Genomic DNA, 14231 nt, shown 5'->3' with positions numbered 1-14231 from the left:
CTTTAAACCAAGAAAAATCCTTAACAGGATTGAGAAATTAAAATATATTAAATCAATACGATGAGTGATCCAATCATTGTTCAGTATACAATAAATGCTCCAGCCAATAAGGTTTGGAATGCATTAACAAATAAGTCTGAAATGAAATTCTGGTACTTTGATATTCTGGATTTTGATTTGGAAGTAGGGAAGGTATTTAATTTTTATGAACCGGGCGGAGAAAATAAATACCATCATCAATGTGAAATTGTAGAAATAATCCCAAACAAGAAATTAAAGCATACCTGGTCCTATCCCGATTTTTCAGATTTGAAAACGATGGTCACGTGGGAATTGGTACTCGAGAACGATATAACCTTGGTCAGATTAACTCACGAAGAAATTGAAAACTTTAAAGATCTTGGTGATGGCTTCTCAATGGAAAATTTTACAGGAGGCTGGAACACCATTATCGGTCAAAGTTTAAAAGAATATTTAGAAAAATAGGTTATGATTGAATTACAGTTTTTTACCATTCAGGATGCTCCAATGCTCATCTCTCAAGTAAAAGATGCTAAAATGCTTCTTCAGTTTGCAGGGCCCAAGTATCATTTTCCCCTTACAGAAATTCAGTTGGAAAAAGACCTGTCGGACAGGGGCAGAACATTATTCAAAATCATAGATCAAACCCATCAGAATACCATAGGACATGCGCAAATCTTTTTAAAGGAAGAGACATTTCTCCTCGGAAGAATTCTTATTTGGGATGAAAACAACAGAGGTAAAGGATATGGTAAAAAAGTAATGCAGGAACTTCTGAAGTACGGTTTTACCCATTTCGATAAAAAAGCAGCAGAGCTCAATGTCTACGACTGGAATATCGGTGCCATTGAATGCTATAAAAAAGTAGGTTTTACCTTCGATCCTAACGTGAAGAGTGAAGTTAAAATTGATGAAGAAACATGGATTAGCCTTAATATGAAAATCCATAAAAATACTTTTGAACTACAATCATGATGACAAAGTTTACAGGATTACGGCCTATTTTCTGGACAGAAAATCTGGAGGAAACCATCGAATTTTATACCCATATTCTTGGCTTTACCTTGCTGATGAAAAACGACGACTGGCAGTGGGCTTCCCTTCAAAAAGATGAGGTATTTATTATGCTTTCACAGCCCAATCAGCATGAAAAAACTTCTGGAATCGGCTTTTCAGGATCATTTTATTTCAATGTAGAAACAGTGGATAAACTTTGGGAAGACCTTAAAACAAAAGCTAAAATCTGCTATGAAATCGAAACCTTTGAATGGGGAATGAGAGAATTTGCAATCTATGATAACAACGGTTATATCCTGCAATTTGGGGAAACCGTCGATAATATTGGCAATACGGAATAAAATTTGCTATTTTTGGGGAAATATTTAGAAAGTCAATGAAAAAAAATATAATAGTAGGTTTTGCAGCCATTGTATTACTGGTATCTTGTAATAAGGATAAAGAGATTCTTAATACGCTGAGTACTTATAATACTTCGATGGAAGCAAAAGGATATCATTTCGGGGATAAATTGGAACTTCCAAAAGAAGTAACTGATAATGCAGAAAGTGTAACCATAAGCTTTGGAGATAAGGAAACAAACAATTTAACGATTGATCCTAAGTTTTTTACATTGGGAGATAATGCAGTGACATTTAATGTGAAAACAAAAGGGGGGGAAGTGTTGAATCAGGATGCCACCATCAATGTATTTGCAAAAAATCCTGAGAAAAATGTTGCGTACCAGATTATTGCAGAATATCCTCACGACCCTAAAAACTTTGTACAGGGATTTCAGATTGAAGGCAACACAATCTATGAAAGTGATGGCCAGAACGGATCTTCACAGATCTTAAAATATACACTGGGAACCACTACACCACTGGCTTCTACAAAACAGGCTCAGGAAGACTTTTCTGAAGGAAGTACCATTGTGGGAGATAAAGTGTACCAGCTGACATGGCAAAGCAAAAAAGGATACATTTATGATAAAAGTTCTTTAAAACTCCTTTCTGAATTTCCTTATCCAAACGTTTTAGGGGAAGGTTGGGGATTAACGTATGACGGAAAGAACCTGATTGCATCAGATGGAAGTAAACTATTGTATTTCCTTGATGTAAATGATCCTTCAAAAGTCGTGAAATATATCGCTGTAGCCGGAAGTTCTCAGGCTTATGATCAGCTGAACGAACTGGAATACCACAACGGATTCATTTATGCCAACGTATGGCAAAAGCCGATTATCTTAAAAATCAACCCTGCCACAGGAGAAGTGGTTGGAACATTCGATTTCACAGAAATTGCAAAACAGAATACCAAAGGAAGTGATGATGTATTAAACGGAATTGCTTTTAAAGGTGAAAATATGCTGGTTACAGGTAAAAACTGGCCGAAAATCTATGAAGTTCAGATCAAATAATAGAAAATAATACAATACAGATATAAAATAGCGTTCCTTAGTGGACGCTATTTTCATTGTAAGGATTAAATTTTAGTATTTTTGAAAAATGATAAGAAACATTGTAAAACTCAATATAATAACAGGTCTGGCCAATATTCTTCTCCTGATGTCATGCAATAAGAATGAAAAAATGCTGGACGTATTAGCAGATCACAACAACGCAAAAGAAGCAAAAGGATATCATTTCGGGGATAAACTGGAGCTTCCCAAAGAAGTGACAGATAATGCAGAATCTATTACCATCAATCTGGAAGACAAAGAAACCTCCAGTTTAATCATAGATCCTAATTTTTTCAGTCTGGGAGACAATAATGTCATCTTTGAAATTAAAACGAAAAATGGAGAAACCTTGAATCAGGATGCTACCATCAACGTATTTATAAAAAATCCGGAACAGAATATTCCCTATAAAATTGTAGCACAATATCTGCACGACAGGAATAATTTTATCGAAGGATTTGTGGTAGAAGGAAATACCGTGTATGAAAGTGACGGGATCGAAGGATCTTCTCAGCTTATAAAGTATACAGTAGGAGCAAAAGTACCTTCATTGGTTAAAAAACAGCCTGCTAAAATCTTCTCCGAAGGCTGTACTATTGTGGGAGATAAAATTTATCAGCTTACGTATAAGAACAAAATTGGACTTATATATGATAAAAATACGTTGGAAAAGCTTTCCGAATTTCCTTTGCCTAACATCATAGGAGAGGGTTGGGGATTAACTTATGACGGGAAAAATCTTATAGCTACAGATGGTTCAAAAAATCTCTATTTTCTGGATGTTACAGATCCTTCAAAAGTCGTAAAGACTGTTTCTGTAGCGGGAAGTTCTCAAACCTATGATCAGCTGAATGAATTGGAATATCATAACGGGTTCATTTATTCAAATGTGTGGCACAAACCTTTTGTGTTAAAAATCAATCCTGCAACAGGTGAAGTGGTAGGGAAATTTGACTTTACACAAATCACTAAAGAAAATAACCGTGGCGACAGCGAAAATGTATTAAACGGAATTGCCTTTAAGGGTGAAAATATGCTGATAACAGGTAAAAAATGGCCTAAGATCTACGAAATTCAGTTTTAGTAATCCATCCATCAACTGGCAAAATATCTGAGAGACATTCGCTGATTTTAGTTTTTATTTTAACGAATATTAAAGATGAGATGATTAGCTTTAATGTCCTTTTGGATGAAATTATTTTTCAGTATATTGAACACATTAAAAAAGCAGAGTGAAGTTTTTAAACATACTATTTTTTTTCCTTTTCTGTACAACATTCGGACAGAATATCATTCCTTTAGATACTTTGAAACTGAAGGAAGCCAAAGATATGTTGGCCGACGACTACGGAAATCTGTATATCTATAAAAATAAAGACTTTAGTCTTACAAAATATGATTCTCTAGGAAAACAGATCGGGCAGATGATGCTTACGGTTCCTTATAAAGTGCAAACTGTTCAGAATCCGCTTAACGTCCCTCTTTTTTCAGAAAATGCTCAGGAAATGAAATTCGTAGATCAAAATATGAACGAGATTCAACGGGTAGATTTCAAGCAGAAATTTGGGTTTATCAGAATGGCTTATGCCGAAGATCTTCAGCAAATGTGGCTTTTAGATGACAGTACGAAGCGTCTGATACAGTATAACTTCAGAAACGATACAACGATCAATTCATATCCTTTTGATGTCAGCTTCGAAGATTTGATGGATCTTTTAGTATATGAGGGGAAAGTCTATATTCTCACCAGAAAACATATCAGAATATACAGCCTTAAATTTGAAAAACTCTTTGAAGCTCCCATAGATAATGGAAAAAGGTTCAGAAGAGAGAACGATAATATCTTGGTAATCTCCAATAACTCCATTTCAAAATACATTCCTGAAAAAGGAATATCGATAATCTTCGATGACCAGGATGCACAAATTGTGGATAAAAACATCCTTTCTTATTTTGAAATCAAGGCGAACAAACTCTATCTTTACAGCCTTGAAAAAATAGAAAAAGCCAAAAGGCAAAAACAGCTGGATTTTCAACCGGAACCTACTGAAAAACCTCAGGAAAATCAGGGAGAAATAAAAACAGAGAAGTCTTCAGACAATACTTTAGAAAAATTGATTGAAACCGCTTCCGAAGTTCAGACTGAAGGCCTGGAAAAGCTTATCAATTAATCAGTAAATACAAGGAAAAAGAATATGCACATTGCAGTTACAGGAAACATTGGAGCGGGAAAAACAACGTTGACCACCATGCTTTCCAAGCATTACGGATGGGATGCACAATTTGAAGATGTAGATCATAATCCTTATCTGGAGGATTTTTATTCGGATATGAGCAAGTGGAGTTTTGCACTGCAGGTGTACTTCCTGGGAAGCAGATTCCGCCAGGTAAAAGAAATCAGAGAAAGTGGTAAAAACATTATTCAGGACCGTACCATTTATGAAGATGCCCATATTTTTGCAGAAAACTTAAATGATATGAATCTTCTTTCAGACAGAGATTTCAATAATTACTCGTCTGTTTTTGATCTGATGAAGTCTTTTGTTTCGGCTCCTGATCTTTTGATCTATTTAAAATCAGACGTTCCTAATCTTGTAAAAAAAATCTACAAAAGAGGACGTGAATATGAAGCGTCTATCAGTATTGAATATCTTTCAAAACTGAATCAGAAATATGAAAAATGGATCTCCAATTATACAGAAGGAAAACTTCTGATCATTGAAGTAGACGACCTTGATTTTGTTGAAAAACCTGAAGATTTCGGATTGATTCTCGAAAAAATTGAAGCGGAACTTCACGGATTGTTTTAACAAACATTTATCAGAATATTAAGAACGGTTCAGAATTAATCTTCTTACATTTGTTGAAGGCAAGTTTAATTTCTTAAAATAATTAAAAATGTTAGTCAAAGTTTTACATAACGGAAACTGTTCAAAATCAAATGCTGTATTAGAGTATCTTGATGAAAACGGAGTGCCTTTTGAGATTATTAATATCATGGAAGATCCGTTAAGTATTTTAGAGATCAAAACAGTTTTGAAGAAGTTGAATCAAAGTGTTTTTCATATTATCCGGAAGATGGACAAGCTGTATACCGAAAACTATGCAGATAAGAATTATTCCGAAGAAGAATGGATTAAAATTCTATCTGAAAATCCTTCCCTGATACAAAGACCAATTCTGGTGAAAGGTTCAGTCGCTATGTTGGGAAGACCCCTTGAAAATGTAAAATTCTTTATTGAAAAGTAAAGTTACAAATTATAAGAAAACCGCTCCAAGCAGAGCGGTTTTTTCGTTTTTATATAGCGTTATATATTTTTTCGTTTTATTTTTTATTTGAAAGTTTTATTTTTCTTTTGGCTTTTGCAAACTATTGTATAATGCTTCAAGTTCTTTTGGTGGAATGCCAGAATCAAAACTGGCAGAGGTATAGGTAACTCCATTAGATGTAATAATAATAGTAGTAGCTAAAGCCCGATCGCTATATCTGCCGGTAGTGGGAGACTTAATATCTGATATTTTAGATAAATCCAGGGTCTCTGCCTGCTTGGAAATATTCTCCCATTCAGAAAGTGACATAGCCGTCTGGGTTGAATCTCCATTTAATGTAGCGATAATAAGGTTCGGGGTATAAACGACACTCCGGTTGGTTCCCCGCGTTCTTTCTGTTAATTCAATCTTTTCGATTTTTTGCTGCTTTGTTATTTTTGTTAAATTTTTACTATTTGTGATGTTTTTATTTTGATTTAAACAACTTCTAGTTGATAAAATTGTAATAATATTAATTATGATAAAATGTGTTTTCATTGAATTATTTTTATTTTATTCTGTATTTCGTTATGTTTCACCCTGTTTTTGGTGGTATTTTTTGTATGTTTGCTAAAATACAAAAAAATACAACAATGACGAATTCTATTATTTTGAAGTCTTCTTTGGCGGCTTTATTCTTTATGGGAATAGGGTTTTCAAATGCACAGATTAGAGAAGGAGGAAAATCTCCAAAACGGCTTACAGAGCAAAAGTTAGATCCTAATGGAGTTGAAAAATGTGGAACCGTTGAATATGAAGCTCATCTACAAAGAAAATTTCCTGAAAGGTTTACAACAGAGCAGTTTGAGAAATGGCTTTCCCCTTTGAGTGAAAAGGCCAATGCTAATAGATCACAGGACGGAACTGTTATTACAATTCCAGTCGTAGTTCATGTTATTCATAGCGGTCAGAATGTGGGAACGGCTCCTAATATTACAGATGCTCAGGTAATGTCTCAGATTACCGTAATGACTGAGGATTTTAGAAGAAAGATTAACACTCCGGGATATAATACTAATCCAGTAGGTGCGGATACTGAAATACAGTTTGTACTGGCAAAGGTAGATCCTAACGGAAATCCAACTAATGGGATCGATAGAGTAAATCTTTGCAAAGACTATTGGGCAAATGGGTCTCCTGAAGGTGGATATCCAAATTTTATCGATGATGTGGTAAAAACCAGTACAATTTGGGATCCTACAAAATATATGAATATGTGGAGTGTAGACTTTGCTGATAATGGATTGTTGGGATTTGCTCAGTTTCCGTCTGGCTCAGGTCTTCAAGGTCTTGATGCCAATGGAGGGCTTGCAACTACAGATGGGGTAGTTGCAGGATATTCTACTTTTGGAAGTATGGATTATAATGACGGTACATTTTTAATGCAGGCAGGCTATGACAGAGGAAGAACAATGACCCATGAGGTAGGACATTTCCTGGGGCTTAGGCATATCTGGGGAGATGCTGTGTGTGGTAATGACTATTGTGCAGATACTCCAACAGCACATGAGGATAACTATGTTTGTAATGCTGCTATTCCAAGTTGTGATGATCCCGCGGTTTTTGAAATGGTACAGAATTATATGGATTATACAAACGATACCTGTATGAATATTTACACCAATGATCAGAAAACCAGGATAAGAACAGTGATGGATAATTCTCCAAGAAGAATGGAGCTTAAGGCGTCCAATGCTGATTTACCTATTCCTTTGTTTGCGAATGATGCTGAGATAAAATTTGACGGAGGCTGCTCAATAGGAATCGTTAATTGTGGAGAAGGCGTACTTCGCTTGCTTATCACCAACAGAGGTACAAGCAATTTGACATCAGCTGTTATTTCATATTCAATAAATGGAGGAGCAGCTCAAACTTATAATTGGACGGGTAGCCTTACTCAAGATAAATCGGAGGTAATTAATATCCCTGTGAGTAGCTCTGTAGCATCTTCTCCTGTTTCCTTCTCTATAGCATCTGTCAATGGAGGAGCAGATCAAAGGAGTACAAATAATTCTACCAGTGGTAATTATGTAAAGCCTGTAGCGCCTGAATATTTTTCAACAACTACTGTTACCTTTAAGCTGCAGAGGGATAAGTATGGTAAAGAAACCAGATGGAACTTGAAAAACAGTTCTGGACAAATCGTAAAAGAAGGAATGTATAGCAATACTCAAGCTGGGCAGCCTACTCCGGCTCTTATTACGCAAGTATGGACTTTACCTGAGGATTGTTACGTATTTACCATATCTGATGACTTTGGCGATGGACTGGAAAATGGATATGTAGATCTTGCTGCAAGTACTGGGCAGACTATATTTCATTTAGAGAATGAATTTGTTTATGAAACAAAAACATTTACGACAAGGGAATCATTAGGAACTATCGAAGTTAATAAGAACAATAAATTGGGTATTTATCCTAATCCGGTTAATGATGTTCTTAATGTTATGGGGCTTTCAGGAGAATCTCAATTTGAAATTCATAATGCAGTAGGACAGATTGTGAAAAAAGGAAAGATTAATGATAATCAGATTCGTGTAGCAGATCTTGTAAAAGGAGTTTATGTGATTACAATACATAATGCGAAAACATCAGAAAGTATTAAATTTGTTAAGAAGTAATAATACAGAATACATCAATTTTTGAAATAGATGATCCGTCTCTGTAATGGGGCGGATTTTTTTATTAACTGATGAAAATTTAAAAAGATAAAGAAGGAAGTTTGGGAAAATAAGAGCAATAAAAAACCGCTTCATATAATGAAACGGCTTTTTGTTTTTACAGCAGAATTACGCCTTCTACTTTTGCTACTTCTTTATAAATATTCACAACCTGATCTGCATCCAATACAAATGCATTAATGTTGCAGGCTGTATATTTTCCATTTTTGCTTTCTCGGTTCCCTAATGTGAATTTAATACCGTCAAAAACTTTGTAAATTTCAGTGAGTTTTGATTGGTCTGTAGGAACAATAAATTTAAATAAATAATCCTCAGGAAAATCATGATGACCTTCCAGTTTATCCTTTAAAGACTTATAAAAATCTTCAGGGCTTGCGTGTTGATTTCCTTGTAATATATCCATCTGCAATCGTTAATATAATATAAATATAGCGAAAAAATTCCTATTTTCCAAATGGCCCCAGTAGCGATTTGGAATTCTGGTGCTCGTAATCTTCAATGATATTGAACAAGCCATTGACAAGCTGTTCAGAGGCAAGTTGGCTTAATCCACCTGAATTTACGGTATTCTTGTTTCCTCCTAAAAGATTCCCCAGAAAATTGTTTCCAGCTAATGCAGTATTGATTGTTTTTACGATTCCGTATTCATTCAGTTTTTCATCCACTTTAGGAGCGATAGCAGCTACAAGCTGTTGAGAGGTTTTTTCTTTGAGAATCTGTGTGGCAGTTGTTCCCTGGATAATTCTGGTGACATCCTGAGCATTCAGACTATTAACGGCCCCTTCTAAAATCGGTTTAGAGGTCGTTACCGTGTAAGCTGCCGCCTGAGCAATATAATCTCTCTCTTTAGCCACCAATGACGGTGCAATTTTTTCAAGCATAGAGTTGATGTCTCGAAGTTCTTTGGGAAGAGCTTTATCTACCATATTGTTCTGTAGAAATGCCTCTTTATTGCCATAAACTCCCATTCCTTTATCAATACCATTAAGGAGCATTCTTTTAATAATGGAAAGTCCCATATCACTTGTTGCAAGGGTGGTGCAGGATTGTACTGTAGTGGTAATAACTGCGCCGGTTCCGATGATAAAGGCGGCTGCAATGATATATTTTTTCATTGATCTTTTTATTGATGTTTTTCGTAATGCTTTTTTCCAAAAACTGCACCAAAGGTAAATACTATTCTTTATTTAACAAAATATTAATTGTAACGTAGCAATTTGGTCAAAATTTGGGTAAAATTTAATGTTTTGTTATTAGTGAAATATTAAGTTGATCACGTAAATTTTGAATAAAAATTCATAAAATTTGATTCTTTTTCACTTTTTATTCAGTAAAAATTAATTTGTGTTAAATTTTTAAGATATTTTAACATGATGCGATATTTTTTATATTTTTGGCTAATGTCTTTTTTTGAGATTTTGGAATAACTCCACTTATTAAGACATAGTACAAATTGATTATTTGAATAAATTGAAACTATATGAAACAACGTGAACTAAAGTATTCATGTCTCATTGCCGTGCTATACTTCGGTATGAATGTCAATGCTCAGACTGCTCCAAAAGATACTACTGCCAAAGAGCAGAAGATCGAGGAAGTGGTTTTGATTGGATATGGATCTCAGAAAAAAGAAAATGTAACGGGAAGTATCGGAATGGTTTCAGCAAAAGATCTTGCTGATAAACCGAACGCTAACCCAATAAGTTCAATACAAGGAAAACTATCTGGAGTACAGGTTTTGAATTCCGGTACACCAGGAAGTTCCCCGAGAGTAGACATCAGAGGAGTAGGTTCTCTTACCGGTAAAACAGTGTTTATTGTTGATGGAATGATTACGGATGATATTTCTTTCCTTGGACCTCAGGATATTGAATCTATGAGTGTGCTGAAAGATCCTTCCAGTTTAGCAATCTTTGGTGCAAGAGCTGCCAATGGAGCGGTTATTATTAAAACAAAAACAGGAAGAGGGAAACCAATATTCAATTTCAATTCTTATCTGGGAATTAAAAAGGTTACCAATGTTCCAAAAATGACTAATTCTGATCAATACATTGAGCTTTATAACGAAAAGCTGATGAATGATAACGGAAATCTTACAGGAGCACTTGCAAGAGCTAATTTTCCTGCAGATACTGACTGGTTCAAAGAAATTTTTAGAACAAGCATCATTAATGCAAACGATTTCTCAGCTTCGGGAAGTATTGGTAAACTTAATTATTACGGAAGTATAGGATACCTTCAGGATGAAGGGAATATTGCGGCAGGACAAGGAGTTAACTCAGGATCTGGTTTTAACAGACTTAATACCAAGTTAAATCTTAGTTATAAAATTACGGATAACCTGACGATTGGAAACAACTTCACATTTTCTAAAATGCGTACTGATCTCGCAAACAATCCTTTATTGAATGCCTACAATGCTCCGCCGATCTTTTCTGTAATGAATCCTGGAACAGGAGGTTATCAGTTCTTTAACGGATATTCTATTCCTAACCCAAGAGCCGTATTGGATTTATTCCGTTCTCAGAACAGACAGGACAGGTTGTTGAATAATGTTTGGGCAGAGTATAAATTTTTGCAGGACTTTACTTTAAGAGTAAGTTACACAACAGACAATTATAATACGAGCTTATACGAATATACTCCTACATTTGACTATGTTCCTGTTTCTGACCAGAAACCGAATAAGTTAATTACTAGAAATTCAAGAAACCGAAATTATATTTGGGATAACACACTAAGCTGGAAGAAATCATTTGGAGATCATAATCTTGAAATACTGGCAGGTTTTTCAAGAACCAGAAATTCCTATGCGCAGACATATTTACAAGCACTTAATGTATATTATAACGGAGACAATTCCTCATTAAATATTTATAATGGGACTGATATTGTTAGAATTACAGATAATGTGAAAGATTATGATGTGGTACCTTATCAGGATAGGATAGAATCTATGTTTGCCAGAGTTAATTATGATTATAAAGGCAAATACCTGGTGAATGGGTCAGTACGTAGAGATGGTACTTCAAAATATTCTACTGGAGACAGGCATAGAGTATTTCCTGCAGTAAGTGCGGGTTGGGTTGTGTCTAAAGAAGACTTTATGAGCAACCAGAATTTATTTAGTCTTTTGAAATTAAGAGCAAGCTGGGGTAAATTAGGAAATCCTGATGTAACAAGAGCATATACACTTTCAACAACGATCTTTAAAGATGGTCCTTATTTCGGAAACTCAGGAGCTCCTGCGCAGACGATTGATCAGGTTATTGATCCTAATATCGGTTGGGAAACTACAACGGGTAGAGATATCGGCTTAGAGATGGGACTATTTAATAATAAGTTGAAAATTGATGCGACTTATTTTGATAAAGATACTAAGGATGTAGTATATGGTGTTACCCAAGGAACCGTTTCGGGGGCAAGTAACTGGAAAAACTTTATTACAAATGCGTATTCATTTAATAACAGAGGTTTTGAGGTTTCGGTAAATTATGATACAAAAATTTCTGATAAAGTAAGATTAGGAGTATATGGTAACCTTACCACTCTTAAAAATAAAATTACATCGGTATATCAAGGTTCATACCTGGAAACGGGAGCTAGTTTATTTGGAAACTCTATTGTAAGATTAGAAAACGGACAGCCTGTAGGAGCATATTATGGATATCAGGTAACAGGAGTATTCCAAACTGATGCTGAAGCAGCTGCTTCTGGTCAAACCGGAGCAAAAGCAGGATGGCTTAAATTTGCTGATAATGATGGAAACGGAATTATTGACACCAGAGATAAGACATTCTTAGGAAGCCCGATTCCAAAAGGAACCTATGGCTTTGGAGTTAATTTAAATGTTTATGATTTCGATATTGCTGTAGACTTCCAGGGAGTATTTGGCAATAAAATTTATAACTATAACCGTGAACAACGTTATGGAAATGAAAACTGGGATCTTGATTTCTACAATAACAGATGGCATGGTGCGGGAACTTCCAATGCCTATCCAATGACAACCAACAACCAGTCTATTATTGTTCCAAGTAGTTTCTTTGTAGAAGATGGAAGCTATTTCAGAATCAGAAATATTACGGTAGGATATAACTTACCTAAAGACTTTGCAAAATCATTATTGCTTACTAAATTTAGACTGTATCTAAGTGCTCAGAACCCTTGGACAAGCTTTAAATACCACGGATTCTCTCCGGAGATCATGAATACAGACAGAGTACAAATGGGAGTTGATAATAATATTTATCCAATTTCAGCCATTTATACAATCGGTATGAACTTAACATTTTAATTAAAAGAACATGAAAAAAATATTTTTATCCGTCGCTTTGTTTTCATTAGTGATTAGTTGCAAAGACGAGTATTTGGATATAAAACAGGAAGGAGTAACAGAAGCAGAATCTTTCTTTAAGACACAGGATGATGCGATGCAGGCTACTAATGCCATTTACCTTTTTTTAAGAAGCTGGGAAAATTCAGCTTTTCCTTATCAGTTTGTATTTGGAGTTCCTGCAGATGATGTTGTGAAAGGATCTAACCCAGGTGATGCATCCTTCATCAATGCATATGATCAGTTTACCTATACCGTAAGCGATGATGGAGTTAGAGGATATTGGATCGGACAATGGCAGGCGGTGAACAGATGTAATCAGGTGATTACCAATGTTCCGAAAATTGATATGGATGCCACTTTAAAAACAAGATTGATTGCTGAAGCAAAAATGCTTAGAGCCTATTTTTATTTTAACTTACTGAGAATCTATGGTGGTGTTCCAATCTTTGACGGGATTCCTTCTAGTTATACCGTTCCTAGAAACTCTGCGGAAGAAGTATATAACTTTATTATTTCAGATCTTACCAGTGCAGCACAAATTCTTCCTCAGACCTATGCTGCAGCTGATCTGGGAAGAGTTACAAAGGGAGCTGCATTAGGATTGCTTTCGAAAGTATACCTTTATAAAAAAGATTGGCAGAAAGCTTACGATACTTCCAATCAGGTGATGTCTATGGGCTATGATTTAGATCCTGATTTCAATCACTTATTCAGAATCGCTGGAGAGTTTGGAAAAGAATCTGTATTTGAAGTGAACTGTGAATGTTCAACTCAATTCGGGGGAAGTCAGTATGCTGAAGTACAGGGGGTAAGAAACCAATTTGGATGGGGATTCTTTACCCCTTCTCAGGCATTGGAAAATGCGTTTGAGTCTGGTGATATAAGAAAAGAGCTTACCATTCTTAGAAACGGGGAAATTACTCCGGAAGGAGATCTTATTGCGATGGGAGATCCAAACTCTGTAACGACATTCAACCAAAAAGTATATGTTCCTAAAGCGTTGAACAATAGTGCTTGCTCTTACGGTTCAAGACAAAATATCAGAATTTTAAGATTTGCTGAGATTCTTTTAATTAATGCCGAAGCTGCCAACGAGTTAGGAAATACGGCAACGGCAGCTGCTAATCTTAACAGAGTGAGAAGCAGAGCTAAGCTGGGAGGTACTACCGCTTCAACACAAGCTTCGCTTAGAACCGCAATCTGGCATGAGCGTAGAGTAGAGCTTGCTATGGAAGGAGATCGTTTTGTTGACCTTGTAAGAACAGGGCAGGCGAGTACAGTACTTGCTCCGTATGGTTTCAAAGCAGGGAAGAATGAATTATTCCCGATTCCATTGGATGCTATGAATGCAAGTTTAGGATTGTTTACACAGAATCCTGGATATTAAAAATTTAATTACAAACTTTAAGAGGAGAATGAAAGT

Annotated in this window: 14 protein-coding genes; 11 read left to right on the top strand and 3 right to left on the bottom strand. The window is 35.5% G+C overall.

Annotated features, from left to right (window positions below; genetic code table 11):
* Positions 1-60 precede the first annotated feature (60 nt).
* From ACL9RH_RS09335 to ACL9RH_RS09300, 8 genes are all read left to right on the top strand, one after another.
* Positions 61-486, top strand: coding sequence for an SRPBCC family protein (locus ACL9RH_RS09335; RefSeq protein ID WP_422693092.1), 426 nt, complete (start codon positions 61-63; stop codon positions 484-486).
* A gap of 3 nt (positions 487-489) precedes the next feature.
* Positions 490-996 carry a GNAT family N-acetyltransferase gene (locus ACL9RH_RS09330; RefSeq protein WP_422693091.1) on the top strand — a complete coding sequence of 169 codons (507 nt, stop codon included), beginning with the start codon at positions 490-492 and terminating at the stop codon, positions 994-996.
* The gene (locus ACL9RH_RS09325; RefSeq protein ID WP_422693090.1) at positions 993-1379 is read left to right on the top strand and encodes a VOC family protein; all 387 of its coding nucleotides are present in this window, start codon (positions 993-995) and stop codon (positions 1377-1379) included. Before ACL9RH_RS09330 ends, ACL9RH_RS09325 begins: the two co-directional genes overlap by 4 nt.
* A 35-nt stretch (positions 1380-1414) precedes the next feature.
* A complete protein-coding gene (locus ACL9RH_RS09320; RefSeq protein WP_422693089.1) occupies positions 1415-2437 on the top strand; it encodes a glutaminyl-peptide cyclotransferase in 1023 nt (340 codons plus the stop codon).
* An 88-nt stretch (positions 2438-2525) separates the two neighbouring features.
* Positions 2526-3563 carry a glutaminyl-peptide cyclotransferase gene (locus ACL9RH_RS09315; protein ID WP_422693088.1) on the top strand — a complete coding sequence of 346 codons (1038 nt, stop codon included), beginning with the start codon at positions 2526-2528 and terminating at the stop codon, positions 3561-3563.
* Between the two features lie 148 nt (positions 3564-3711).
* Complete coding sequence (locus ACL9RH_RS09310; protein ID WP_422693087.1) at positions 3712-4650, top strand: hypothetical protein; 939 nt, start codon at positions 3712-3714, stop codon at positions 4648-4650.
* 24 nt (positions 4651-4674) lie between these two features.
* Positions 4675-5289, top strand: a complete 615-nt coding sequence (locus ACL9RH_RS09305; RefSeq protein ID WP_315033920.1) for a deoxynucleoside kinase — start codon at positions 4675-4677, stop codon at positions 5287-5289.
* 88 nt (positions 5290-5377) lie between these two features.
* A complete protein-coding gene (locus ACL9RH_RS09300; RefSeq protein WP_422693086.1) occupies positions 5378-5728 on the top strand; it encodes an ArsC/Spx/MgsR family protein in 351 nt (116 codons plus the stop codon).
* 96 nt (positions 5729-5824) lie between these two features.
* Here ACL9RH_RS09300 and ACL9RH_RS09295 read toward each other — a convergent pair whose 3' ends face one another.
* Entirely contained in the window at positions 5825-6286 is a 462-nt protein-coding gene (locus ACL9RH_RS09295; RefSeq protein WP_422693085.1) for a hypothetical protein, read from the bottom strand.
* A 95-nt stretch (positions 6287-6381) separates the two neighbouring features.
* On the opposite strand from ACL9RH_RS09295, the gene ACL9RH_RS09290 reads away from it, so the two are divergent.
* On the top strand, positions 6382-8409 hold the full coding sequence (locus tag ACL9RH_RS09290; protein ID WP_422693084.1) for a M43 family zinc metalloprotease: 2028 nt from the start codon (positions 6382-6384) through the stop codon (positions 8407-8409).
* A gap of 157 nt (positions 8410-8566) precedes the next feature.
* On the opposite strand, the gene ACL9RH_RS09285 is transcribed toward ACL9RH_RS09290, so the two are convergent.
* The gene (locus tag ACL9RH_RS09285; RefSeq protein ID WP_422693083.1) at positions 8567-8872 is read right to left on the bottom strand and encodes a DUF493 family protein; all 306 of its coding nucleotides are present in this window, start codon (positions 8870-8872) and stop codon (positions 8567-8569) included.
* Positions 8873-8912: 40 nt separating this feature from the next.
* Positions 8913-9584, bottom strand: coding sequence for a DUF4197 family protein (locus tag ACL9RH_RS09280; RefSeq protein WP_422693082.1), 672 nt, complete (start codon positions 9582-9584; stop codon positions 8913-8915).
* A 365-nt stretch (positions 9585-9949) separates the two neighbouring features.
* Between ACL9RH_RS09280 and ACL9RH_RS09275 the strand changes: the two genes are divergently transcribed.
* Positions 9950-12766, top strand: a complete 2817-nt coding sequence (locus tag ACL9RH_RS09275) for a SusC/RagA family TonB-linked outer membrane protein (RefSeq protein WP_422693081.1) — start codon at positions 9950-9952, stop codon at positions 12764-12766.
* A 10-nt stretch (positions 12767-12776) separates the two neighbouring features.
* A complete protein-coding gene (locus ACL9RH_RS09270) occupies positions 12777-14195 on the top strand; it encodes a RagB/SusD family nutrient uptake outer membrane protein (protein ID WP_422693080.1) in 1419 nt (472 codons plus the stop codon).
* Positions 14196-14231: the final 36 nt, after the last annotated feature.

The organism is Chryseobacterium sp. Mn2064 (assembly GCF_049319685.1).
GTDB lineage: Bacteria > Bacteroidota > Bacteroidia > Flavobacteriales > Weeksellaceae > Chryseobacterium.
Note: the sequence above shows the minus strand (reverse complement) of the source record. Positions and strands in the feature narration are given on the sequence as shown.